This is a genomic window from Erwinia sp. S38, from assembly GCF_016624545.1.
In the GTDB taxonomy this organism is placed as follows: Bacteria; Pseudomonadota; Gammaproteobacteria; order Enterobacterales; family Enterobacteriaceae; genus Erwinia; species Erwinia coffeiphila.
Genome location: NZ_JACVTS010000017.1, coordinates 70,921 through 95,628, shown reverse-complemented (window position 1 = coordinate 95,628; position 24,708 = coordinate 70,921). Strand labels below are relative to the sequence as shown.

General features: G+C 54.9%; 24 protein-coding genes. 2 read left to right on the top strand and 22 right to left on the bottom strand.

All coding sequences use genetic code 11. The features are described 5' to 3' along the window. Nucleotides 1–105: 105 nt before the first annotated feature. From ycfP to yceD, 20 genes are all read right to left on the bottom strand, one after another. The gene (gene ycfP / locus IBT46_RS18580; RefSeq protein WP_200546858.1) at nucleotides 106–648 is read right to left on the bottom strand and encodes an alpha/beta hydrolase YcfP; all 543 of its coding nucleotides are present in this window, start codon (nucleotides 646–648) and stop codon (nucleotides 106–108) included. Nucleotides 649–683: 35 nt separating this feature from the next. Next, nucleotides 684–1,703, bottom strand: a complete 1,020-nt coding sequence (gene nagZ, locus IBT46_RS18575; RefSeq protein ID WP_200546857.1) for a beta-N-acetylhexosaminidase — start codon at nucleotides 1,701–1,703, stop codon at nucleotides 684–686. A 41-nt stretch (nucleotides 1,704–1,744) separates the two neighbouring features. Further along, entirely contained in the window at nucleotides 1,745–2,593 is an 849-nt protein-coding gene (thiK, locus tag IBT46_RS18570; RefSeq protein ID WP_200546856.1) for a thiamine kinase, read from the bottom strand. Continuing rightward, entirely contained in the window at nucleotides 2,577–3,173 is a 597-nt protein-coding gene (gene lpoB, locus IBT46_RS18565) for a penicillin-binding protein activator LpoB (RefSeq protein WP_234471848.1), read from the bottom strand. Before lpoB ends, thiK begins: the two co-directional genes overlap by 17 nt. Before the next feature lie 23 nt (nucleotides 3,174–3,196). After that, complete coding sequence (locus IBT46_RS18560; protein ID WP_200546855.1) at nucleotides 3,197–3,565, bottom strand: YcfL family protein; 369 nt, start codon at nucleotides 3,563–3,565, stop codon at nucleotides 3,197–3,199. A 26-nt stretch (nucleotides 3,566–3,591) separates the two neighbouring features. Further along, nucleotides 3,592–3,942, bottom strand: coding sequence for a purine nucleoside phosphoramidase (hinT, locus tag IBT46_RS18555; protein ID WP_105592803.1), 351 nt, complete (start codon nucleotides 3,940–3,942; stop codon nucleotides 3,592–3,594). Nucleotides 3,943–4,141: 199 nt separating this feature from the next. Continuing rightward, nucleotides 4,142–5,575 (bottom strand): PTS glucose transporter subunit IIBC, encoded by a 1,434-nt coding sequence (gene ptsG, locus IBT46_RS18550; RefSeq protein WP_200546854.1) that lies wholly within the window; start codon nucleotides 5,573–5,575, stop codon nucleotides 4,142–4,144. Nucleotides 5,576–5,872: 297 nt separating this feature from the next. Beyond that, on the bottom strand, nucleotides 5,873–6,664 hold the full coding sequence (locus IBT46_RS18545; protein ID WP_200546853.1) for a metal-dependent hydrolase: 792 nt from the start codon (nucleotides 6,662–6,664) through the stop codon (nucleotides 5,873–5,875). A gap of 11 nt (nucleotides 6,665–6,675) precedes the next feature. After that, a complete protein-coding gene (gene holB / locus IBT46_RS18540; RefSeq protein WP_200546852.1) occupies nucleotides 6,676–7,674 on the bottom strand; it encodes a DNA polymerase III subunit delta' in 999 nt (332 codons plus the stop codon). After that, nucleotides 7,671–8,303, bottom strand: coding sequence for a dTMP kinase (gene tmk, locus IBT46_RS18535; RefSeq protein WP_200546851.1), 633 nt, complete (start codon nucleotides 8,301–8,303; stop codon nucleotides 7,671–7,673). The genes holB and tmk overlap by 4 nt, the downstream gene beginning before the upstream one ends. Further along, entirely contained in the window at nucleotides 8,293–9,318 is a 1,026-nt protein-coding gene (gene yceG, locus IBT46_RS18530) for a cell division protein YceG (protein ID WP_200546850.1), read from the bottom strand. The genes tmk and yceG overlap by 11 nt, the downstream gene beginning before the upstream one ends. A 17-nt stretch (nucleotides 9,319–9,335) precedes the next feature. Then, complete coding sequence (gene pabC, locus IBT46_RS18525; RefSeq protein WP_200546849.1) at nucleotides 9,336–10,130, bottom strand: aminodeoxychorismate lyase; 795 nt, start codon at nucleotides 10,128–10,130, stop codon at nucleotides 9,336–9,338. Nucleotides 10,131–10,353: 223 nt separating this feature from the next. Beyond that, the gene (gene fabF, locus IBT46_RS18520; protein WP_200546848.1) at nucleotides 10,354–11,595 is read right to left on the bottom strand and encodes a beta-ketoacyl-ACP synthase II; all 1,242 of its coding nucleotides are present in this window, start codon (nucleotides 11,593–11,595) and stop codon (nucleotides 10,354–10,356) included. A gap of 88 nt (nucleotides 11,596–11,683) precedes the next feature. Further along, entirely contained in the window at nucleotides 11,684–11,920 is a 237-nt protein-coding gene (acpP, locus tag IBT46_RS18515) for an acyl carrier protein (RefSeq protein ID WP_004157115.1), read from the bottom strand. Nucleotides 11,921–12,074: 154 nt separating this feature from the next. Further along, a complete protein-coding gene (gene fabG / locus IBT46_RS18510; protein WP_105592811.1) occupies nucleotides 12,075–12,809 on the bottom strand; it encodes a 3-oxoacyl-ACP reductase FabG in 735 nt (244 codons plus the stop codon). A 13-nt stretch (nucleotides 12,810–12,822) separates the two neighbouring features. Beyond that, on the bottom strand, nucleotides 12,823–13,752 hold the full coding sequence (gene fabD, locus IBT46_RS18505) for an ACP S-malonyltransferase (protein ID WP_200546847.1): 930 nt from the start codon (nucleotides 13,750–13,752) through the stop codon (nucleotides 12,823–12,825). Nucleotides 13,753–13,768: 16 nt separating this feature from the next. Next, a complete protein-coding gene (locus IBT46_RS18500; protein WP_105592813.1) occupies nucleotides 13,769–14,722 on the bottom strand; it encodes a beta-ketoacyl-ACP synthase III in 954 nt (317 codons plus the stop codon). Between the two features lie 6 nt (nucleotides 14,723–14,728). Beyond that, entirely contained in the window at nucleotides 14,729–15,763 is a 1,035-nt protein-coding gene (plsX, locus tag IBT46_RS18495; protein WP_200546846.1) for a phosphate acyltransferase PlsX, read from the bottom strand. A gap of 25 nt (nucleotides 15,764–15,788) precedes the next feature. Then, a complete protein-coding gene (gene rpmF, locus IBT46_RS18490) occupies nucleotides 15,789–15,959 on the bottom strand; it encodes a 50S ribosomal protein L32 (RefSeq protein ID WP_013025362.1) in 171 nt (56 codons plus the stop codon). 14 nt (nucleotides 15,960–15,973) lie between these two features. Further along, nucleotides 15,974–16,495: a 23S rRNA accumulation protein YceD gene (yceD, locus tag IBT46_RS18485; protein ID WP_200546845.1), complete on the bottom strand. Its 522-nt coding sequence runs from the start codon at nucleotides 16,493–16,495 to the stop codon at nucleotides 15,974–15,976. A 142-nt stretch (nucleotides 16,496–16,637) separates the two neighbouring features. On the opposite strand from yceD, the gene IBT46_RS18480 reads away from it, so the two are divergent. Continuing rightward, nucleotides 16,638–17,219, top strand: coding sequence for a nucleoside triphosphate pyrophosphatase (locus IBT46_RS18480; protein ID WP_200546844.1), 582 nt, complete (start codon nucleotides 16,638–16,640; stop codon nucleotides 17,217–17,219). 46 nt (nucleotides 17,220–17,265) lie between these two features. Here the strand turns inward: IBT46_RS18480 and rluC are convergent, their stop codons facing one another. Continuing rightward, nucleotides 17,266–18,222, bottom strand: a complete 957-nt coding sequence (gene rluC / locus IBT46_RS18475; protein ID WP_105592817.1) for a 23S rRNA pseudouridine(955/2504/2580) synthase RluC — start codon at nucleotides 18,220–18,222, stop codon at nucleotides 17,266–17,268. Between the two features lie 590 nt (nucleotides 18,223–18,812). Between rluC and rne the strand changes: the two genes are divergently transcribed. Next, complete coding sequence (rne, locus tag IBT46_RS18470; RefSeq protein WP_200546843.1) at nucleotides 18,813–22,586, top strand: ribonuclease E; 3,774 nt, start codon at nucleotides 18,813–18,815, stop codon at nucleotides 22,584–22,586. A 461-nt stretch (nucleotides 22,587–23,047) separates the two neighbouring features. On the opposite strand, the gene murJ is transcribed toward rne, so the two are convergent. After that, a complete protein-coding gene (gene murJ / locus IBT46_RS18465) occupies nucleotides 23,048–24,586 on the bottom strand; it encodes a murein biosynthesis integral membrane protein MurJ (protein ID WP_200546842.1) in 1,539 nt (512 codons plus the stop codon). Nucleotides 24,587–24,708 lie beyond the last annotated feature (122 nt).

The following is a 24,708-nucleotide window of genomic DNA, read 5'->3' as shown; positions in this document are numbered from 1 at the left end:
CCTGGTCAATTTTATTATAAAAACCAAGAATAGTAAGAATAAACTTAGCAACGCAACCCGCTCAAGGCGGGTTACGGAATGGATGTAAAAGGCGTATTTGGATAATTATCCGAGGGTTTTGAAGTGATTAATTCTCGGCAGATGATGTGAGATGTTTTTAAATTTATGCCCCTCAACTTCATCCCAAATCAATTCATAAAATTCACGCAGCAGCGCGGCACTGCGTTGACTATCAAGGGCATCGTCATTGCGCGAGAGAAAAGTCAGACAGCGGCTATGGTTTTTCTGGCGGAAGTCCTTTACGCATTTGGTGGCAATATCCAGATACTCTTCTGGCCGATCGATTTTCCCTTCCATCACTTCCTGGGGCCACAGGTTAGGATTAAAGATTGCCTGACGGATATTGCACAAAAATCCCACGCGTTCAGCCCAAAACCCCCCCAGCCCTACGCCGCAAATTAACGGCGATGGGTCGGTACAGTGCTTTAACAGCTTATCCGTCTCTTTAAGAATATGTTGCATGTCATGCCTGGGATGCCGCGTGCTGTAACTCACCAGCCGGACATCCGGATCGATAAACTGTAGCTGTAAAACCTTTTCGTGATTGCCTGGACTGTTAGAGTCAAAACCATGCAGGTAGATAATCATCGTCATTCTCACTTAACGTGCCGCAGGCAGCGGAGTCAGTCACCTTTTGCGGCTTTGTGTGCCAGCCAACGCTCCTGAAGGTTGTCGAGTGTCGCGCTGATTTGCTTCCAGCGGGAAGAGCCCAGCAACTGCTGGCGGGTATAGGAACCCCGATGGTATAACCGACTCACGCGCTCTGCATTGATCGGTGACAGGTTATCCAACACGCTAACCGCACCTGCACGATTATTGCACACCAGAATCATATCGCATCCGGCATCCAGTGCGGTTTGACCACGCTCGGCGTAGCTGCCCATCACCGCTGCACCTTCCATTGACAGATCGTCCGAGAAGATCACACCGTCAAAGCCCAGCTCTTTGCGCAATACCTTTTGCAGCCAGTGCGATGAACCGCTGGCCGGGCGAGGGTCCACTTCAGTATAGATAACGTGGGCGGGCATAATCGCATCCAGCGCCTGCTCATCAATTAATTGTTTGAAGATCGCCATATCATGCTGGCGAATTTCCGCCTCGCTGCGGTTATCGCGCGGCGTTTCTTTATGAGAGTCTGCACTCACCGCACCGTGACCGGGGAAGTGTTTACCGGTGGTTTTCATGCCGGCCTCATGCATGCCGCGAATAAAACAGCGGGCCAGCGCTAGCGCCTGAACCGGATCTTCATGAAACGCACGCTCACCGATCGCTGCGCTGCCGTGACCGATATCGAGTACCGGCGCAAAGCTGATGTCGATATCCATCGAAATCATCTCCGAAGCCATCAGCCAGCCCGCCTCCTGCGCCAGTCTTGCCGCTTCAGCCGCATCATTCAGTGCGGCAAAAGACTGCATCGCCGGCAGCCGACTAAAACCTTCACGGAAGCGCTGTACGCGCCCGCCTTCCTGGTCAACGGCAATCACCAGACGATGACGCGAAGCCGCGCGGATCTGTCTGATCAATTCGGCCAGCTGGGCCGGATCGTGGTAGTTGCGGGTAAACAGAATCAGCCCCCCCACCAGCGGGTGCTGTAAAATCTCGCGTTCTTCCGCATCCAGCTCGTAGCCGAGCACATCTAACATTACCGGTCCCACACTGCACCTCTGTAAACCTGTTTATCAGGCTAATTTAACTGTGAAAGCCGCTGCCAGCCTGAAGCTGCCAGCGCGCCAAATTGGTTTTCGCCGGTCTGCTGCCAGCGAAGTTCGTACCAGCTGGTAGCCAGCAGCAAAAGCCAGGGCTGCCAGCGCCGAATCTGTCGGCAAAGCCTGCCGCTGTCGATCTTCTGCCCGATAGCGCAGGCGGTAATGAGCCGCTGCTGCTGCGCGTCGTCCAGACCATTAATGTCGATCAGCGCCGCCAGCTCAAGGGCAACATCGCCGTCGCCCGCATACTCCCAGTCAATCAGACGCAAACGACCGCCGTTGCCAATAAGGTTACCGCTATGGATATCCATATGCAGCACCGCCAGCCGCAGTGGATGCGGTTCGCCGCGACGCCGCAGACGCTTGAGTGCTCTGAGCCAGGTGAGATTCCGTCGGGAGGGCAGGCTACGCTGCCAGTAGCTCATCAGCAACGGCATGAGCTGAAGCCGGTAGCCGGTGAGCGGCTGGCGGTGCAGCTTACTGATGATTTCAGACAGCGGCTCAATTGCCCGATCGAATTCCGCTGCGGACAGCACCTCTCCCGGCAGCCAGTCGAGAAGCAGCCAGTTTCGACTGCGGCCATAAACCGCAGGCACCAGGCCACTGTCATGAAGTTTACGCAGAATACGGTATTCGCGCTGACGATTAACGCCGGGCATCTCCAGCGAGCCTGCCGCCCGACGCGCCAGCAGGGTCTGACAGGGGAGAGAAACTTTCATACTGTAGCCGCTCAGACCATCCAGCGGCAAAACGGTACCGGCGGCCTGCGCCGCCGGAAACTGTCTGGATATCAGCTGCTGCAAATCGGCGTTAATGCTGAACGTCACCGCTGCCTGACCAGATAATCTCGCCGGTTTGCACCAGCATCAGCTGCATTTGCAGCTCGGGCGCTTTCACATCCCCTTGCGCATTGCTGTAAAGCACGTACTGTGCACCCACGTAGCGCGCCAGACCAATTGCTTTACTGCGTGATACCAGGCTGTCTTCCGCCGACAGACCCAGTGTCTGTTTCGCCACCGCCAGCTGCTGCGGCGTGACCAGGGTAAACTGGCTGTTGTTAGCCAGCGCGCTCTGCAACGCAGCGGTGGCTTTCGCGCTTTGCAGGCTGCCATTGGTACTGTTTTTCACGTTGTCGACCAGCAGCACGCTACCCGCCGTCACGCCGTCGGCTTTCAGCATCTGCGCCACCAGCGGGCTGACGCTGGCCTGCCAGTTAATGGTTTGCATTTTCGGCGGCTGCGGTACGGTTTCAATCGGTCCGGGCTGGGAAGGCACCGGCTGAGGCTGCTGCGGCTGTACCGGCTCTACCGGTGCAGGCTGCTGCGGCTGTTCAGGCTGCTGTTGCTGGTTAATAACACAACCGCTGAGGATCAGCGCCAGCGCCAGCACGCCAGAGAATTTTAACAGGTGACTTGTCACGCCATCACTCCTTACAGATACAGGTAAAGGCGAACTTTGCTCGCCGTCAGATTGCCGGTTTGCGAGGAAATGTCGATTTTACCCTTCGCGGGCACCACCAGCGTACGCGGCTTCTCGTAGGGCAGGATCTCCAGCCCACGATCGTCATACCAGTAGAAACGATAGGTGACTTTGACCGGTTTTTCCTGCTGGTTGACCAGGGTGCTTACCGCGCGCTGCTGGCCTTCCGTTTCGCTGATTATCGGCTCATCGGTGGTGATACCGGCAGAAAGAACCGAGGATTCCATCACCAGCGATTGCGAAGTATTAATGGTGGTGCGATCGTTACTGCAACCTGCCAGTGTCATCAGTAACGTCAGAGCCGTCAGACATGCCCGCATAACATTGTGTCCCCGTTCAGCGGCGCTCAGGAAGCCAGCATTGGGCCTAAAGGACGGCCACCAACCAGGTGAAGGTGAATATGATAAACCTCCTGGCCACCGTGTTTATTGCAGTTGATGATCAGGCGGTAGCCATCTTCAGCAATGCCTTCCTGCTTAGCGATTTTAGACGCAACGGTAATCATTCGACCCAGCGCGGCCTCGTGCTCAGCCTGAACGTCGTTGGCGGTCGGGATCAACACATTCGGTACGATCAGAATATGGCTCGGTGCCTGCGGTGAGATATCGCGAAACGCGGTGACCAGTTCATCCTGGAACAGGATGTCGGACGGGATCTCGCGACGAATGATTTTACTGAAAATAGTTTCTTCGGCCATGTTGCATATCCTTAGCAGTGTTTTTTTATAACCGCAGTATGAGCGAGAAAATCGTTTTCTTTCAACCTGCAACTGATTTTTCTTTCCCGACTGCGCGGCTTTGCAGCAGTTCAGCGTCCCGGCAGCACGATTTATCCATCTGTTAAATAGCAAAAGGGGAAGCCGCTGGCCTCCCCTTTTGCGCCATCATCCTGCCCGATTACATCTTACGGATGTAGTCATCCATATCGGTTTTCAGGTTGTCAGACTTGGTGCCGAAAATCGCCTGCACGCCAGAACCAGCAACGACAACTCCGGCCGCGCCCAGTTTTTTCAACCCGGCCTGGTCAACTTTGCTGACGTCGCCAACGCTAACGCGTAAACGAGTGATACAGGCATCAAGGTTAGTGATGTTGTCTTTACCGCCGAAGGCTGCAACCAGGTTAGCGGCCATTTCTGTGGCGTTACCGGTGCTCTGCTCGGTGGAGCTGTCTTCACGACCCGGGGTTTTCAGGTTCAGCTTAGCAATCAGCACGCGGAAGATGGTGTAGTACACCAGACCGTAGATGATACCGATGATTGGGAACAGCCAGATTTTGCTGCTGTTACCGCTCAGTACGATAAAGTCGATCAGACCGTGCGAGAAGCTGGTGCCGTCGCGCATACCCAGCAGAATACAAATTGGGAATGCCAGACCGGCCAGAATAGCGTGGATCGCATACAGAATCGGCGCAACGAACATGAATGAGAATTCAATCGGTTCGGTGATGCCGGTCAGGAATGAGGTCAGCGCTGCGGAGATCATGATGCCGCCGACTTTAGCGCGGTTTTCCGGTTTTGCTGAGTGCCAGATAGCAATCGCCGCCGCTGGCAGACCGTACATTTTGAACAGGAAGCCGCCGGACAGTTTACCTGCGGTTGGGTCACCCGCCATGTAGCGAGGGATATCGCCGTGGAAGACCTGGCCCGCTGCGTTGGTGAACTCACCAATCTGCATCTGGAAAGGTACGTTCCAGATATGGTGCAGACCAAACGGCACCAGCGCACGCTCAACCACGCCGTAGATACCGAATGCCACAACCGGGTTCTGATACGCAGCCCACTGTGAGAAGGTCTGAATCGCCGTACCGATCGGTGGCCAGATGAAGGAGAGCACCACGCCCAGGAAAATTGCCGTCAGGCCGGAGATAATCGGCACGAAGCGTTTTCCGGCAAAGAAGCCCAGATATTCAGGAAGCTGGATGCGATAGAAGCGGTTAAACATATAGGCTGCTATCGAACCGGCGATAATCCCACCCAGGACGCCGGTATCCGCCAGGTGCTTGGCTGCAATCTCTTCCGCAGGAAGATGCAGGACCAGCGGTGCCACAACCGCCATGGTTTTGACCATGATGCCGTAGGCAACTACGGCGGCCAGCGCGGAAACGCCATCGTTATTGGTAAAGCCGAGTGCTACGCCGATAGCAAAAATCAGCGGCATATTGGCAAAGACCGAACCGCCCGCTTCCGCCATAACCTGCGAAACCACCGCCGGCAGCCAGCTGAAGTTGGCGGAACCAACGCCCAGCAAAATACCTGCAATCGGCAGGACCGATACAGGCAACATCAGCGATTTACCGACCTTTTGCAGGTTCGCAAATGCATTTTTGAACATAGTGTAAAGCTCCTGAGTATGAGTGCTTTTCTTCGCGCCGGGCGCGTTGCAAAGGGGGGAGGACCCTTAGCGGGTGAGGCATCGTTGTGCCCCTGATATTTATTACGAAGAGTAAAATAAATCCGCGTAAATTTGTTTGATGACTATCACGTTTCGTTGAACGTGCTGCCGCTCTTTGGATGATTTCACAAAGATTTGCGACTTTTTTCAGCAAAAAAAATGCAGCCACTGATTTTATCGGGCTGCACTTTACAAATTTTCGCTATTAATTACGAGCTATAAAAGAAAGCCCGACACTTAATCCGTCAGTCGTGACATCGGCACATGGAACAGACGGGAGAAGTTTTCCGTGGTCGCCTGCGCCAGCTCTTCAATACTCACGCCCTTCACCACCGCCATATATTCCGCCACGTCGCGGGTGTAGGCAGGCTGATTTTCTTTACCGCGATGCGGCACCGGGGCCAGATACGGTGAGTCGGTCTCCACCAGCATTCTGTCCAGCGGGACATAGCGTGCGGCTTCGCGGATCTGCTCCGCATTGCGGAAGGTAGCAATGCCGGAGAATGAGATATAGAAGCCCATATCCAGCAGCTTTTCCGCCGTCTCACGGTCTTCGGTAAAGCAGTGCAGCACGCCGCCGCAGCCTTCAGCCTGTTCTTCCTGCAAAATGGCCAGCGTATCCTTGCGCGCATCGCGGGTATGGACGATCACCGGCTTATTCAGATCGCGGCCCACGCGGATGTGTTCACGGAATGAGGCCTGCTGGCGCGCTTTGGTTTCTTTCTGATAGAAATAGTCCAGGCCGGTTTCACCCATCGCAATCACCCGCGAATCGGCGGCAAGCTGGCGCAGTTCGGCAAAATCGTACGCTTCTTCCTGGTTCAGCGGATGAACGCCGCACGAGTAGGCCACGTTGGGACGATCGCCAATCAGTTCAATCATCGCCTTATAGCCGGGCAGCGTGGTGGCAACCGCCAGCAAAAACTTCACATCACGCGCGGCGGCTTTCGCCAGAACGTCGGAGACGTCCTGATGCAGCGTTTCATAGTTCAGGCCATCCAGATGGCAGTGCGAATCAACTAAAAACATAATCGTTACTCTTAACCCGTTAAATCGGTAGCGTGAGGATGCAGAATGGCTTCCCAGCTCAGCAGCTGGTCGGTCAGCAGCAGTTCGCGGTTAACCGCCACGACGTTCAGCAGGCGGTCGCGGCAGGTCAGCCACTGGCGCAGACTGGCGTCAATGGCCGTGGCTGGCAGCAGGCTGGCGATTTGCATCACCAGCGCCTGGCAGTCGACGTTGCTGATCCAGGCCCCGCCGCCCTGCTGCCACTTCACCGCATCGACCAGCAGCGAGCAAAGCCAGCCAATACGACGTGCGGCATCATCATGATTCAGCGCGGGCAGCAGACTGAGCAGATCGCCCTGAATAGCTGCCGGGAGCGCCTGACAAACCAGCTGGCGCTGCTGCCAGTTTTTCTCTTCCAGCAGCATCAGCGCTGCCGCAGGCGCGCCGCTGCTCAACCGTAGCGCCGCGGTCCGCTCATTCAGGCCCGCCGCGCACTGCTTCTGCAGCCAGTTCAGGCTCTGCGTTTCATCCGGCGGCGCGAGGTGCCATTGCAAACAGCGGCTGCGCAGGGTTGCCAACAGGCGGGAGGGTTCATGGCAGCTGAGTAAGAACCAGGTATTTTGCGGCGGCTCCTCCAGCGTTTTGAGCAGGGCGTTAGCTGCGGCTTCGGTCAGCTGTCCGGCGTCCGGCAGCCAGACCACTTTTGCCCCACCCTGTTGAGAGTGGTGATAGAGCTTTTCCGTTACGCTGCGTACCGCATCAATCCCCAGCGCACTCTTACCCTTCTCCGCTTCCAACCGATACCAGTCAGGATGGGTTCCCGCCTGCATCAGCTGGCAGGCATGGCAGCTACCGCAGCTTTTCAGCCCATCGGGCTGGCGGCACATCAGCCAGCGGCCGATCCCCCACACCAGCGCATCGTCGCCCATACCGGGCAGCGCCTGAATCAGCAGCGCATGATGCGCACGCTGCGCCTGATGCTGGCTGATAATTTGCCGGTAACTGTTATTCAGCCACGGATACCAGTTCATTGCTGTTCCTGTAACCACTGCTGTAGCGTCAGCTCCAGCTGCTGCGTCACCTGCGTGAGGTCACGGGTTGCATCAATGGTTTTAATCCGCGCATCGGCAGCGGCCAGCGCCAGATAGCGATCGCGGGTGCGAATAAAGAAGTTCAGCGACTCCTGTTCAATGCGGTCCAGCGCGCCGCGCGCGCGGGCACGCTGTAGGCCGATTTCAGGCGTGACATCCAGATATAGCGTCAGATCCGGGGTAAAGTCACCCAGCACCGCCTGTTTCAGGCTGCTCATCAGCTGGCTGTCCATGCCCCGCCCGCCGCCCTGATAAGCCTGAGAGGAAAGATCGTGACGATCGCCAACCACCCAGGCCCCCCGCGCCAGCGCGGGTTTAATCACGTTTTCCACCAGCTGCACGCGGGCAGCATACAGCATGAGCAGCTCGGCCTTATCGGTAACCTGTTCGCCTTCAATCCCCTGCTTAATCAAATCGCGCAGTTTTTCCGCCAGCGGAGTACCGCCGGGTTCGCGGGTGAAAACAATATCGTTAATGCCATGACGACGCAGTTCAGCCACTACCGCATCCCGCGCAGTGGTTTTACCTGCCCCTTCAAGGCCTTCGATAACGATAAATTTACTGTTCATTTTTTTCCTTCAGCGCCAGGCGATACACCTGCACGGCTTTATTGTGGCTTGCCAGATTGGTGGTAAACGTATGGCCACCTTTCCCATCGGCAACGAAGTAGAGGAAGTTCGTTTTCAGCGGGTGAGCTGCGGCTTCCAGCGAGGCTTTACCCGGCATTGCAATCGGACCAGGCGGCAGGCCGTTAATCGTATAGGTATTCCAGGCCGTCGGTGTTTCCAGATCTTTGCGCGTTAGCGTACCGCGGTAGTCCGACCCCAGGCCATAGATCACCGTCGGATCGGTTTGCAGACGCATACCCAACCGCAGGCGGTTAATAAACACCGAAGCCACTTTGCTGCGCTCGTCGCTGACCGCCGTCTCTTTTTCAATAATCGAGGCCATGGTCAGCATATCATTTTTGTTTTTATACGGCAGGTTATCCATTTTCCCCTGCCACTGCGCATCCACCTCTTTTTCCATCCGCTGGTAAGCGCGCTTAAGCACGGCGACATCGGTGGTATTCGCGGTATACAGGTAGGTATCAGGATAGAACCATCCCTCAACGCCCTTCGCTTCACCTTCCAGCTTAAGGGCAGCAGCGACGGTGGCCAGCTGGTCATCCGCCAGCGTGTGTTTGATATACGGCGCGCTGCGCAGCTGGCTCAGCCACTCCTGCATGCGCGTACCTTCCACGAAGCGCAGCGGGAACTGGGCCTCTTTACCACTGGCAAGCAGTGCCAGCATCTCGCGGACGGTCATTTTGGGGTCGAGCCGATAGGTCCCGGCCTTAAACTTTGCCAGCTCAGGCTCGAGTTTCAGCAGTACACCAAACCACGGACTTTGTTTAATGATGTGCTTAGATTCCAGCTGGGCTTCCAGCACCACTCGGCCAGAACCTGCCGAGAGGGTAAAAATAGTTTCTTTGTCCACCGTCAGCGGTGAGTCTGCAAGCTGGCGGGTTTGCCAGTATCCGTAAGCAACGGCCAGCAGAGAGACAGCAACGACCCCGGCGATAATTTTGCGTGTTTTAGTCATGAAAATTCCACGGTTGATTAATGGGGGTTAAGCAGACGAAACAAGCGGCGCGAGCTGAAGTGCCACGCCTCAATCTGACGAACGGGCAACACCGGCATCAGCGCATTGGTGATCAGCACTTCATCGGCTTCCGCCAGTACTTCAACGCCTGCACGGACTTCGCTGAGGGTAAACCCCAGATCCGCGATCTGCCGCATCACCCGCTGGCGCTGGATACCGTTCACGCCCGAAGCGCTTAAGTCCGGGGTAAAAACCTGCTCCCCGGTGCGCCAGAAAAAATTTGCCGCACAGCATTCCACCAGCATGCCATCAGTGTCAAGCACCAGTGCCTCATCGGCACCGGTCTGCTCAAGCCGTGTGCGGATCAGCACCTGTTCCAGCCGGTTAAGATGCTTTATCCCCGCCAGCAGCGGATTTTTCCCCAGCTGAATCGGGCTGAGGGCCAGCCTTGCCCCGCTCTCACGCAGCGTGTGGTAGTGTGCAGGATAGGCGGAAACGGAGACGATGCGCGTGGGTGCCGCACAGCCCGCGGCACTGTATCCCCTGCCGCCGCTGCCCCTGGTCACAATCGTTTTCAGTACGCCATCGTCACAGTCAGCAGCTGCGCGAATCATTTCCTGGCGCAGTAATTCCCAGTCCACGCCGGTTATCAGCAGGCGTTCGCAGCCCTGCTGCAGCCGCGCGATATGTGCGGGAAACAGCTCGATCTCGCCAGACCTTATGCGAGCGGTGGTAAAGCAGCCATCACCAAACTGCACGGCGCGATCGCTCGCGGCAACAACGCCCTGCTTCACCCCATTGACCCACATCATGCTGATTCCTCTATTTTCGATCATGCTGCAAGATTACCTGCCCGTCGTGCCAGAATCATCTGAATCTGCTGGGGATGATGAGCAATATCAGGTAATACCCGGTTCGCTATAACTCGTAAAGACGAATATGTCGTTCAAAATCGGGTAGTGGTGATTCGCTCCCCTCAATCGCAGGTAAAAAAAAGCCCGCCGATAAGGCGGGCCTTTACGCAAGAGCAAAAAATCAGACCTTACGGAAAATCAGTGACCCGTTGGTGCCACCAAATCCGAATGAATTACACAGAGTGTATTCCATACCTTTCACCTGGCGCGCAGTATGCGGCACGAAATCCAGGTCACAACCTTCATCCGGGTTATCCAGATTGATGGTTGGAGGAACAACCTGATCGCGCAGGGCAAGAATGGTGAAGATCGATTCGATCGCGCCCGCCGCACCCAGCAGGTGGCCGGTCATGGATTTTGTCGAGCTGACCATCACGCTACCGGCAGAAGCACCGAAGACGGATTTCACCGCCTGAGCTTCAGCGATATCACCGGCCGGCGTTGAAGTACCGTGCGCGTTGATATAGCCAATCTGTTCCGCTGAAATCTTTGCATCTTTCAGCGCGTTGACCATCGCCAGGGCTGCGCCAGCGCCGTTTTCCGGCGGAGAAGTCATATGATAAGCATCGCTGCTCATACCAAAACCAACGATTTCTGCGTAAATTTTGGCACCGCGTTTTTTCGCGTGCTCATATTCTTCCAGCACAATCAGACCAGCACCATCGCCGAGAACAAAACCATCACGGTCTTTATCCCACGGACGGCTGGCAGCCTGCGGATTTTCATTGCGGGTTGACAGTGCACGAGCAGCACCGAAACCACCCACGCCCAGTGGCGTACTGGCTTTTTCTGCACCACCAGCCAGCATCACATCAGCATCGTCATAGGCGATGATACGTGCAGCATGACCGATATTGTGCACGCCGGACGTACAGGCGGTGGCAATGGAAATACTTGGGCCTTTCATTCCGTACATAATAGTCAGATGTCCGGCAACCATATTCACAATGGTTGAAGGGACAAAGAACGGACTAATTTTACGGGGACCACCGTTGACCAGTGAGGAATGGTTTTCTTCGATTAAACCAAGACCACCGATACCGGAGCCAATCGCGGCACCAACGCGCCCTGCGTTTTCTTCTGTAATAACGAGGCCAGAATCTTGCATGGCCTGAACGCCAGCAACAACGCCATATTGAATGAAAGCATCCATCTTACGCTGATCTTTGCGCGAGATGATTTCATCACAATTAAAATTCTTTACTAAGCCAGCAAAACGCGTTGCGTAGGCACTAGTATCAAAATGGTCAATCAGGCTGATGCCACTCTGACCGGCAACAAGAGCATTCCAGGTAGACTCTACGGTATTGCCGACAGGAGACAACATGCCAAGACCAGTCACAACTACACGACGCTTAGACACGTTCGTCCTCCAGGGAGGGAAAAATTGACGCGATGAGGGATATTTAGATAAAACTCAGGCGGTCGAATGACCGCCTGGAGATGTTCACTTATGCCTGGTGACCATTGATGTAATCAATAGCAGCCTGAACAGTAGTGATTTTCTCAGCTTCTTCATCCGGAATCTCGGTATCGAACTCTTCTTCCAGAGCCATTACCAGCTCAACGGTATCAAGAGAATCAGCGCCCAGATCTTCTACAAAAGAGGCAGTATTAACAACTTCTTCCTGCTTAACGCCCAGCTGCTCGCCAATGATTTTCTTAACGCGTTCTTCGATAGTGCTCATACTATTAAATTTCCTATCAAAACTCGCTTTCGCGATGGTTTTCGTAGTGTATAAAATGTTGAAAAAGATGCAACTAAATCCCGGCTGGTCAAACCACGATTTTACGCTATTTTGCGGCTTTTGCCTCAAATAACGCAAATAGTTTTCGTGATTATCAGACCATATACATTCCGCCATTGACGTGCAGCGTTTCACCAGTGATGTAAGCTGCTTCGTCAGAGGCTAAAAATGCCACGGCATTAGCGATTTCCTGCGCGCTGCCGAGGCGGCCCGCGGGAACTTCCGCCAGAATACCTGCACGCTGATCGTCGTTCAGCGCGCTCGTCATGTCGGTTTCAATGAAACCAGGTGCCACGACGTTAACGGTAATGCCACGTGACGCAATTTCACGCGCCAGTGACTTGCTGAAGCCAATCAAACCTGCTTTTGCTGCCGCATAGTTTGCCTGACCCGCATTACCCATTGTTCCAACTACGGAGCCAATGGTAATAATTCGGCCCACTCGCTTCTTCATCATGGCACGCATTACCGCTTTTGACAGACGGAATACTGAAGTCAGATTGGTGTCCAGGATATCCTGCCACTCATCGTCCTTCATGCGCATCAGAAGATTATCACGCGTGATGCCAGCATTATTGACTAAAATGTCCACTTCGCCAAATTCGGCGCGAATATTTTCCAGCACGGTCTCGATCGAAGCAGGGTCTGTCACGTTCAGGAGCATGCCCTTTCCGTTGTCGCCCAGATAAGCGCTGATGGCTTCGGCTCCGTTCTGGCTGGTCGCCGTACCGACAACTTTAGCACCGCGGGCGACAAGCGTTTCCGCGATTGCACGGCCGATACCGCGACTTGCACCGGTAACCAGCGCGATTTTACCTTCGAAATTCATGTTGTTCCTCGTGTTATTGTTCAAGCGCCGCTGACAGGCTGGCCTGGTCGTTTACCGCCGCCGCCGTCAGGGTGTCAACAATACGTTTAGTCAGCCCGGTTAACACTTTACCCGGACCCACTTCCAGCAGCGACGTCACGCCCTGCTGAGCCATAAATTCTACGCAACCGGTCCAACGCACCGGGCTGTACAGCTGACGGACCAGGGCACTGCGGATAGCTTCAGGTGAAGTCTCACACTGAACATCAACGTTATTCACCACCGGGAATGCCGGTGCGTTAAAGGTCAGTTGCTCCAGCGCCACGGCCAGCTTATCGGCAGCGGGTTTCATCAGCGCACAGTGCGAAGGTACGCTCACCGGCAGCGGCAGTGCACGCTTCGCGCCCGCAGCTTTACAGGCTGCACCCGCGCGCTCAACGGCTTCTTTATTGCCAGCGATAACGACCTGGCCCGGTGAGTTATAGTTCACCGGCGAGACAACCTGCCCCTGGGCAGACTCTTCACAGGCTTTGGCGATGGACTCATCGTCCAAACCGATAATCGCCTGCATGGCCCCCGTCCCTTCCGGTACGGCTTCCTGCATCAGCTTACCGCGCAGTTCAACCAGCTTAATGGCATCGGCAAACGCAATCACTCCGGCGCAAACCAGGGCACTGTACTCACCAAGGCTGTGGCCTGCAAGCATTGACGGTACTTTTCCGCCTTTTTCCTGCCAAACGCGGAAAATGGCAACAGAAGCAGCCAGTAAAGCAGGCTGAGTTTGCCAGGTTTTGTTCAACTCTTCAGCAGGCCCCTGTTGGACCAGCTGCCATAAATCGTAACCCAGCACGTCAGAAGCTTCGCGGAAGGTTTTTTCCACAATCGGATTGCCTGCGGCTAAATCAGCCAGCATGCCCACCGTTTGCGATCCCTGTCCCGGGAATACCATTGCAAATTGCGTCATCGTTATTTCCTGTTAATCAAAAACGAACCAGAGCTGAACCCCAGGTGAAACCGCCACCGAAGGCTTCCAGCAGAATCAACTGGCCGGGCTGGATACGCCCGTCGCGCACCGCTTCATCGAGTGCTGAAGGCACAGAAGCCGCAGACGTATTGCCGTGGCGATCGAGGGTCACCACCACTTTATCCATATCCATGCCCAATTTGCGGGCCGTTGCACTGATAATGCGCAGGTTGGCCTGATGCGGCACTAACCAGTCAATGGCAGAACGGTCAAGGTCGTTCGCCTTGAGCGTTTCATCAACGATATGGGCCAGTTCGGTCACGGCAACTTTGAACACTTCATTGCCCGCCATCGTCAGATACGCAGGCTGTTCCTGATGCTCGCGATCCTGATTTGGCAGGGTGAGCAGTTGACCATAGCGGCCATCTGCATGCAGATGGGTAGAGATAATGCCCGGCTCTTCGCTGGCACCAAGAACAACTGCGCCGGCAGCATCGCCAAACAGGATGATCGTGCCACGATCGGAAGGATCAAGCGTGCGTGACAGCACGTCAGCACCGACCACCAGTGCATATTTCACCGCACCGTTTTTAATATACTGATCGGCAACGCTCAGTGCGTAGGTAAAGCCCGCACAGGCCGCAGCCAGATCGAAAGAGGCCGCATCGTCAATTTCCAGCATCTGCTGGATCATGCAGGCTGAACTTGGGAAAGCGTGACTGGAAGAGGTGGTTGCTACCACGATCAAACCGATGTCATTTTTATCAATGCCCGCCATAGAGAGCGCACGCTCGGCGGCATGAAAGCCCATCGTTGCCACGGTTTCATCCGGGCCAGCAATACGACGTTCACGGATACCGGTTCGTGTGACAATCCACTCGTCCGACGTATCCACCATTTTTTCCAGATCGGCGTTAGTCCGCACCTGTTCGGGCAAATAGCTGCCCGTACCGATAATCTTCGTATACATGTACGCTCAGTCACTCTTAGGTAATACAGCCTGTAGGCGGGCAGCAATCCGCTCGGGAACTTGCCGCCGCACCGCCTGCTCTGCCTGTTTTATCGCGACGGTAAACGCGCGTTGATTGGCCGCACCGTGGCTTTTAATGACGGTACCGCACAATCCTAACAGACAGGCGCCATTGTACTGGTCGGGGTTGAGATGGCCGAAATTCTTAGCCAGACGCTTTTGAATCCAGCGCCCTAATAGTCTCAGCCACCATGCCTTTTTTTTACCTTCGCCCTGTGATTTCAACAGCGAAAGAAACATTCTTACCACACCTTCCATAGTTTTTAACGTCACGTTGCCGATGAAACCATCGCACACCAGAACATCCGTCTTGCCGGTAAGAAGATCGTCACCTTCAAGGTAGCCAATATAGTTAACTTCTGCTGAATCACGAAGTGCTGCTGCGGCTTCGCGAATTGCCGTTAACCCTTTGGTTTCTTCCTGGCCTATGTTGAGCAGCGCCACGCGCGGATTGGCAATTTCTAAAATTTCTTCTGCCATCACCGCACCCATAATGGCGAACTGCACCAGCATAGCACTGTCGGATTCGACATTAGCACCTAAATCCAGCACGACGGTTTTACCCTTCAGCTGATTTGGCAGTACTGTCATCAGCGCTGGACGCTTAATCCCTTCCAGCGGCTGCAATAATATTTTTGCCAGCCCCATCAGCGCACCGGTGTTACCGGCACTGATACAGGCATCGGCGTTACCCGCTTTGACCTGCTCCAAAGCAATACGCATTGACGATCCGCGACTTGCACGAATAGCCTGCGAGGGTTTCGCATCACTGGCAATAACTGATTCAGCAGGGATTATCTGCAAACGCGCGCGCAGCGCAGAATCAGCTGTGGCTAGTAATGACGTGATTTTGTCGGGATCGCCGACCAGAAGAAGATGCAGGTGCGAATCAGATGCCAGTGCCTGCATTGCCGCAGGCACTGTCACGCAGGGACCGAAGTCCCCGCCCATGGCATCTATCGCCAGGGTCAATCGTGTCAAAGTATTGCCGCGCTATTCCGCGGAATTACTTAACGATGACCTTGCGACCGCGGTAGTAACCATCCGCAGTGATGTGGTGACGCAGATGAGTTTCACCAGAAACTTTATCTACGGAAAGTGTTGCAGTGGTCAGAGCATCGTGTGAACGACGCATGCCACGTTTGGAACGGGTTGGTTTATTCTGTTGTACGGCCATGGACCTTACTCCTATTACTTACGCTTTAAACTGGCTAATACGGCAAATGGATTTGGTTTTTCTGCCTCTGCAGGCAATTGACCAAAGACCATGTCCGCCTCGGACACTTCACAGTGTTCAGAATCATGCACCGGAACGACAGGCAGGGCGAGGATGATTTCATCTTCAACCATTGCCAGCAAATCGGTTTCACCAAACTCGTTGATGTCGATTGGCTCGTACGCTTCCGGTAGTGCTTCGGCCTGCTCGTCAGTAACGACCGGGCTGAAACAGTACGATACGTGGACCTGATGCGGGAACGGTTTGTTGCAGCGTTGACAACATAGCGTCACGGAAACTTCAGCAGTACCTTTCAATACCGCCAGACGCTGATTGTCGATCGCAAACGACATCACACATTCTACATCACTGTCCACACTGACCACCGAGTCGGCAACTCGCTCAACCTGTTCAGGGGTGTAAACACCCTGGTAGTCCAGGCGTTTTTGAGCGGTTCGCACCACATCGAGAGTCAGGGGTAATTTTACCTTTTGCATAGGGCGCGCATATTAACTTTGTAACGACATAGAGTCAAAGAAAAAGGCCGTGTAACGACATCTTTCAGCCATTATTCGCATCCAGTGCGGCGCACAGTTTAAAATGCCTTTCATCGATTCGCTATCTATTATGGAAAAAAATATGTCACAGCTGGTTTTAGCCTCAACGTCGACTTACCGCAGCGCGTTGTTAACGAAACTGCAATTGCCCTTTATTACCGATGCGCCGGAGGTGGATGAAACCCGGCTGGGGAATGAAACAGCAGAGCAGCTGGTTATGCGCCTCGCGGCAGCGAAAGCTCAGGCGCTGGCAGGACGTTACCCCGAACATCTGATTATCGGTTCCGATCAGGTCTGCGTCGTGGACGGCGTTATTTGTGGCAAACCTCATACCGAGGAGAACGCCCGCGCACAGCTTCGCGCCGCCAGCGGACGCAGCGTGGTGTTTTATACCGGACTGGCGCTGTACGATAGTCGCCATCAGTTACTGCAAACGCTGTGCGAGCCTTTCACCGTAGATTTTCGAACGCTTAGCGAGGCCGAAATCACCCACTACGTCAGTCGCGAACAGCCGCTAAACTGCGCTGGAAGCTTTAAAAGCGAAGGTTTAGGCATCACGCTGTTTGAGCGCCTTTCAGGGCGGGACCCGAATACATTGATTGGCCTGCCGCTGATTGCGCTGTGTGAGATGCTAAGAAAGGCCGGAATGGACCCGTTGGGCTGAACAACAAAATGCGGCGCAGACGCTGCCGCATTCATTGCCGGGATGATTAGCTGCTTTGCTTACGCAGCACAGCAAGGCAGCGCTTCAGGCCGTCGTCCAGCGGCGCTTCCACGCGCATTTCTTCACCGGTGCCGGGGTGGGTAAACTTCAGCGCGGCAGCATGCAGGAACAGGCGGTTAAGCCCGGTGCCGGCCAGTTGGCTATCAAACTCTGCCTCGCCGTAGCGATCGTCAAACGCAATCGGGTGCCCGGCATGCAGCGTATGAACGCGTATTTGGTGAGTGCGCCCGGTCACCGGGCTGGCTTTCACCAGCGTGGCGAACGCATAGCGCTCTTCAACCTTAAACAGCGTTTCCGACGGCTTGCCTTCACTACTGACCTTCACCACCCGCTCACCGCTTTGCAGGATATTTTTCAATAATGGCGCACGCACCGATTTAACATGTGACGGCCATTGCCCACGCACCAGCGCGAGGTAATCTTTCTGCATTCCCTTTTCGCGCAGCTGCTCGTGGAGTGAACGCAGCGCGGAACGCTTTTTCGCCACCAGCAAAATACCCGACGTATCGCGGTCAAGACGATGGACCAATTCAAGGAAACGCGCCTCCGGGCGCAGCGCCCTCAGCCCTTCAATTACACCAAAGCTTAAACCACTGCCACCGTGTACGGCCGTCCCGGAAGGCTTATTCAGCACCAGAATATGCTCATCTTCATAAACGATTGCATCACTTAACGCAGCCACTTTGGCCAGCTTAGGTGAAACGCTCTCTTCTTCACGCTCGGCCACGCGCACCGGCGGGACGCGAACCTGATCGCCGTCTTCAAGTTTGTACTCGGGTTTGACGCGTTTTTTGTTCACCCGCACTTCGCCCTTACGCAAAATGCGATAAATCATACTTTTCGGCACGCCTTTTAACTGAGTGCGTAAAAAGTTATCGATGCGCTGTCCCGCTTCATCAGCAGAAATGGCAATTATTTGTACGGCTGGAGTCATGGTTTTCATGGTTGGCGATTCTAAATACCCGGCAGTGATAGCGCCACATCTTTTTCTGTGCTTAACTGACATGGATGACCGCCGCAAGGAAGTTATGGCCGGATTTTATACAGTTTGCTGAAAAGCACTGCAATTCGTTTTAAAAGACGGGATAAACTTCTCATCGCGGATAAAGTCATCTTGCGCTCTCAAGCTTAGCAATGGAATAATGTTTCCGTTTTTAACGCGACATCTTGGGAATGCAAGAAAAAGCGTTAACCCAATAGAATTGGGGTGTATTATCAAAATTTTGCCGGATAGCCCATACACGCAGCAATGGCGTAAGACGTATTGTGCAATCAGGCATTTAGCGGGCTGCGGGTTGCAGCCTGGACGAAAAAACGGGATTGGTTCACCTGGTAATCTACTGGCGGTTCCCCCCTTACAAAGCGCTGTTTTTCCATATGTAAAACAGGCTACCGTGATTTTGCGCCCCTTGAGCTGCCGACACCCGAGAGGTTGACGACTAAGCGATGAGACACGGGGCCATCGGTTCAATACGTCCAGCGTTACTTTGCCCGCAGCTTTGTCCCTAATGTAAGAATAATGAGTAAGTTACGATGAAAAGAATGTTGATAAACGCAACTCAGCAGGAAGAGTTGCGTGTGGCTCTCGTAGACGGCCAACGCCTGTACGATCTGGATATTGAAAGCCCAGGACACGAACAGAAAAAAGCCAACATCTACAAAGGGAAGATAACCCGCATTGAACCCAGCCTTGAAGCCGCCTTCGTTGATTACGGTGCTGAAAGACACGGTTTCCTACCTCTGAAAGAAATTTCCCGCGAATACTTCCCCGCTAACTATTCCGCTCACGGCCGCCCTAATATCAAGGACGTACTCCGTGAAGGTCAGGAAGTTATTGTCCAGATTGATAAAGAAGAACGTGGCAACAAAGGTGCTGCGTTAACCACCTTTATCAGCCTGGCGGGAAGCTATCTGGTTCTGATGCCGAACAACCCGCGTGCTGGCGGTATTTCTCGCCGTATTGAAGGTGATGATCGCACAGAACTGAAAGAGGCGCTCTCTTCGCTGGAACTGCCGGATGGCATGGGACTGATCGTTCGCACCGCCGGTGTCGGTAAATCAGCCGAAGCGCTGCAGTGGGATCTGAGCTTCCGTATGAAGCACTGGGATGCCATTAAGAAAGCCGCTGACAGCCGCCCTGCTCCGTTCCTGATCCATCAGGAAAGCAACGTGATTGTCCGCGCATTCCGCGACTACCTGCGTCAGGATATCGGTGAAATCCTTATCGATAACCCGAAAGTGCTTGAGCTGGCTCGCCAGCACATTGCCGCGCTGGGCCGCCCTGACTTCAGCAGTAAAATTAAACTGTACACCGGTGAGATCCCGCTGTTCAGCCATTACCAGATTGAGTCGCAGATTGAGTCCGCCTTCCAGCGCGAAGTGCGTCTGCCGTCGGGTGGTTCCATTGTTATCGACAGCACCGAAGCCCTGACCGCTATCGATATCAACTCGGCGCGCGCAACCCGCGGCGGCGACATTGAAGAAACCGCATTTAACACTAACCTTGAAGCGGCCGACGAAATTGCCCGCCAGCTGCGCCTGCGCGACCTGGGCGGTCTGATCGTTATCGACTTCATTGATATGACCCCGGTTCGCCACCAGCGCGCGGTTGAAAACCGCCTGCGCGAAGCGGTGCGCCAGGATCGTGCGCGAATTCAGATCAGCCATATTTCACGATTTGGTCTGCTGGAGATGTCACGTCAGCGCCTCAGCCCGTCACTGGGTGAGTCCAGCCATCACGTTTGCCCACGCTGCAGCGGTACCGGCACCATCCGTGATAACGAGTCGCTGTCGCTGTCTATTCTGCGTCTGATTGAAGAAGAAGCGCTGAAGGAAAACACTAAAGAAGTCCACGCCATCGTTCCGGTGCAGGTTGCGTCCTATCTGCTAAACGAAAAACGCGATGCCGTCAGTGCTATCGAGAAGCGTCAGGGTGGCGTTCGTGCCATTATCGTGCCAAACGATCAGATGGAAACCCCGCACTACTCGGTACTGCGCGTTCGTACCGGCGAAGAAACTCAGACGCTGAGCTATCACCTGCCTAAGCTGCACGAAACCGAAATGGCGCTGCCTTCGGAAGAAGAGCGTGCCGAGCGTAAGCGCCCTGAACAGCCAGCACTTGCCGCCTTCGTGATGCCTGATGCACCTCCGGCTCCGCAGGAAACCAGCAGCGAAAAACCTGCAACTGCGGCAAGCAAGAAACCGGTTGAAAAAACGGCATCTGAACCGGCACAGCCGGGCCTGATTAGCCGCTTCTTTAGCGGTCTGAAAAAGCTGTTTGCCGGTGAAGAGAAAACCGTAGAACAGCCTCAGCCTGCCACCGAGAAGAAAGCGTCCGATGGTGCTGCGCCTCGCGGTGAGCGTCGTAACAATCGTCGTCAGAACAACAACCGCCGCGATCGCAACGGTGAGCGTACTGAACGTAACGATCGCAATGAGCGCAACAGCGACCGTAATGAACGTAGCGATCGCAACGAACGGAACGACCGTAATGCCGAGCGTCCGGAGCGTAGCAATGACCGTTACAACGATCGTAATGAGCGTTCTGAACGCAACACCGATCGCAATGACCGTAACGATCGTAACGACCGCAATACTTCTCGCGATCGTAACAATGAAGCGCGTGAAGGCCGCGATGACAATCGTCGCAACAAGCGTAACGCTGCCACGCAGGTTGAACAGACAGACGATCGTCAGAATCTGAACGAAGAGAACCGCGCTGAGCAGCAACCGCGCCGTGAACCTCGTGCGGATCGCCAGCGTCGTCGTCAGGAAGACAAGCGTCCTGCGGTACAGGAAGAGAAAATCATCGAGCAGGCTACTGCCGTTGATGAGAATGCGGATGCTCAGGAAGAAAATGTACAGGTAATGCCGCGTCGTAAACCGCGCCAGCTGAACCAGAAAGTACGCATTGAAACCGCAGAGCAAACGGCAGCCCGTACCTTCCGCCCGGAAGAGACTGAGGCAGTCCCTGCTCCAGCTGCTCAGCCGGTAGCGGCAGAAACGCCAAGCGAAAGCTTCGATAATGACGATCGTGACAGCAACAACATGCCGCGTCGTTCACGCCGTTCGCCACGCCATCTGCGCGTTAGCGGCCAGCGTCGTCGTCGCTACCGCGATGAGCGTTACCCAACACAGTCGCCAATGCCGTTGACCAGTGCTGCTGCATCGCCAGAAATGGCGTCAGGAAAAGTGTGGATCTCCTACCCTGTTGCTCAGGCAAGCGATGAAGTAGAGCAGGAACAGTCCGTTGTTCCAGCTTACGGTCACGCTGATGTCGACAACGACGTCGCTGAAGCTCCGGCAGCAGTTGAAGTCGCGGCAGCAGCAAGCGTAGCCGTTGCTTCTGCTACTGTGGCATCGCCGTCTCCAGCCGTTGAGGCACCGGCAGCACCTGTCGCTCCTCAGGTAGAAGCCGCATCGGTTGAATCTGCGCCAGTGTCGGCAGAAACTTCACCGGTAGAAGCTACTCCAGCGGCAGTAGAAGCTCCGCAGGCTCAAGCTGCTCCTGTACAGGTTGAAGCATCATCTGTTGAAGCAACACCGGTTCAGGCTGAAGAAGCTACGTCAGTGCAGGAAGATGCTGTAACGGCTGACGTCGTCCCGGCAGCAGCAATCCCGACCGAAGAAGTTGTGGAATCTGCTCCAGTAATCGAAACACCGATCGCTGCGGCACCAGTCACCGTTGCCGAAGAAGTTCAGCCAGAAGTTCAGCCGGTTCATATCTCTGAACCGCTGCCGGAAGAGCAACAGCCACAGGTTACCGTGGTGAACACCGATGATACCGCCGCTATCGAAGCGCCAGCAGCGGAAGTTCCATCGGTCATTCCTCCGGCAAAAGAGAGCGTTGCCGCTGAGACTATCGCGGAAGCCGTATCGGCTGCCGAAGAGCCTCAGGCTGAATTCGCCCCGGTTGATGCCGTTGCGGATATCGTTGAGCAGCAGCAGATTGCTGAAGCAGCGAGCGAACTGGCAGAGCAGGCTCCGACGAGCGTCAGCGCGGAAACCACTCAGCAGGTCGCTGAAGTACTGAACGTGAGCACTGCGGTAAGTGAAGATGCGCCGATCGTTAGCGAGCCGCATGCGCCAGTACCGGCACGCGATAAGCCAGTGAGTGATGCAGTCACCCGCGGTAGCTTTAAGCATCATGCCAGCGCGCCAATGACCAGTGCTCCAGCTCCGGCATATCAGCCAGAACCAGCACCTCAGAGCGACTGGGTGCGCCCTGACTTCAACTTTGAAGGCAAAGGTGCAGCGGGCGGTCACTCTGCCACTCATCAGGCTACCGCTCCGGCGACCCGCCCTTAAGCGTTATTCTTTACGCGGAAGTGAAATCCAGCCCTGGCCAACGTGCCGGGGCTTTTTTATGCCTGTGGGATAAGTATTTTCCCTTCAATCCCTGCAAAACGCACCTCCCTGGACGCTGCGAACGACGACTCAGAGTTTACCCGCGGCATCAGCATCAGCATCAGCATCAGCATCAGCATCAGCATCAGCATCAGCATCAGAATCGTATATTGTCAGCTTTTGCTAATGGCGACCTAAATTTAAAAGGACGATAGCTAACGATAGCGTCACAGACTGGTATTAAAGTTGCCCTCTTCATCGATTAATGCAGCAAAAGCGGCAGGCTATTCTCTGAGGTTGAAATCATTAAGCAATAAATCAGTCATCGAACAGACTGCGCTTCAATTCCGTTTTCAGGCGAAAAAAAATCGCCCGAAGGCGATTCTTATTCAGCGTTAATCCGTATCGTTCAACGCACGACGTTAAGCCACCGTCCGGCGGGCAAAGTCTCGCAGCCGGAAGCCCAGCAGCATCAGCACGGCGAAGTATACTCCCCCACCCACCGCACAAACCGCCGCCAGTCGGATCAGACGCCACAGCATATTGCCCGTCGCCCAGTCAGGCATCACGTACAGCACACCCAGTAACGCAGCGGCCATCGCCACCACGGCGAACAGCAGACGGACCAGGAAGCTGCGCCAGCCCGGCTGCGGCTGGAAGATATCCTGCTTGCGGAGCTGCCAGTAAAGCAGTGCCGCATTAAGGCAGGCTGCAAGGCCAATCGACAGCGACAGTCCGGCGTGCTTCAGCGGGCCAATAAATGCCAGGTTCATTACCTGAGTCATTACCAGCGTCACCATGGCGATTTTTACCGGGGTTTTAATATCCTGACGCGAGTAAAAACCGGGGGCCAGTACCTTAACCACGATTAGCCCCATCAAACCAACCGAATAGGCAATCAGCGCGCGCTGGGTCATCGCCGCGTCGAATGCGGTGAATTTGCCGTACTGGAACAGCGCCACGGTCAGGGGTTTAGCCAGAATGCCCAAAGCCACCGCACTCGGTAACGCCAGCAGGAAGCACAGGCGCAGGCCCCAGTCCATCAGGCGCGAATATTCGTCCTGGTTACCGCTGGCAAAGCTTTTCGCCAGCGACGGCAGCAGAATAGTGCCCAACGCCACGCCCAGAACACCGGACGGAAACTCCATCAGGCGGTCGGCGTAATACATCCAGGAAACCGAACCGGAGGCGAGGAAAGAGGCGAAAATGGTATTGATGATCAACGAGATCTGGCTGACTGAAACACCGAGGATCGCCGGCCCCATTTGACGCATTACCCGCCAGACGCCGGCATCTTTCAGGTTCAGCCGGGGCAGCACCAGCATGCCGATTTTTTTCAGATGCGGCAGCTGATAACCCAGCTGCAGCACACCACCCGCAACCACCGCCCAGGCCAGCGCCATGACAGGAGGATTAAAGTGCGGTGCGGCAAACAGCGCAAAGCCGATCATACTGACGTTAAGCAGGGTCGGTGCAAAGGCGGGCACTGAGAAGCGGTTCCACGTATTGAGGATCGCCCCGGCCAGCGACGCCAGCGAAATCAGCAGGATGTAAGGGAAAGTCACCCGCAACAGGGATGAAGTCAGCGCAAACTTATCGGCCGTATCAGCGAATCCGGGTGCCGTGATCAGAATAACCCAGGGCGCGGCAAACATCCCCAGAAGGGTGATAACCGCCAGCGCCAGGGTCAACAGACCCGATACATAGGCCACAAATATCCGCGTAGCTTCTTCACCCTGCTTGCTTTTATATTCGGCAAGGATCGGTACAAAAGCCTGAGAGAATGCGCCTTCCGCAAAGATCCTGCGCAGCAGGTTAGGTAATTTGAACGCCACAAAAAAGGCGTCGGTGGCCATGCCTGCGCCAAAGATTCGCGCCACAATCGCGTCGCGTGCAAATCCCAGCACGCGAGAAAACAGGGTCATAGAGCTGACCGCTGCGAGTGATTTCAACAGGTTCATGTGTTTCCTGATTTGGGTTTTCCGGCCATCGGACTGGCCGGAATAAGGTGGGGGATAGTCTACGGAAATGAAAGGAAATAACCACTCACGATTGTTACACCCTATAAACCCATCGCCTCTGC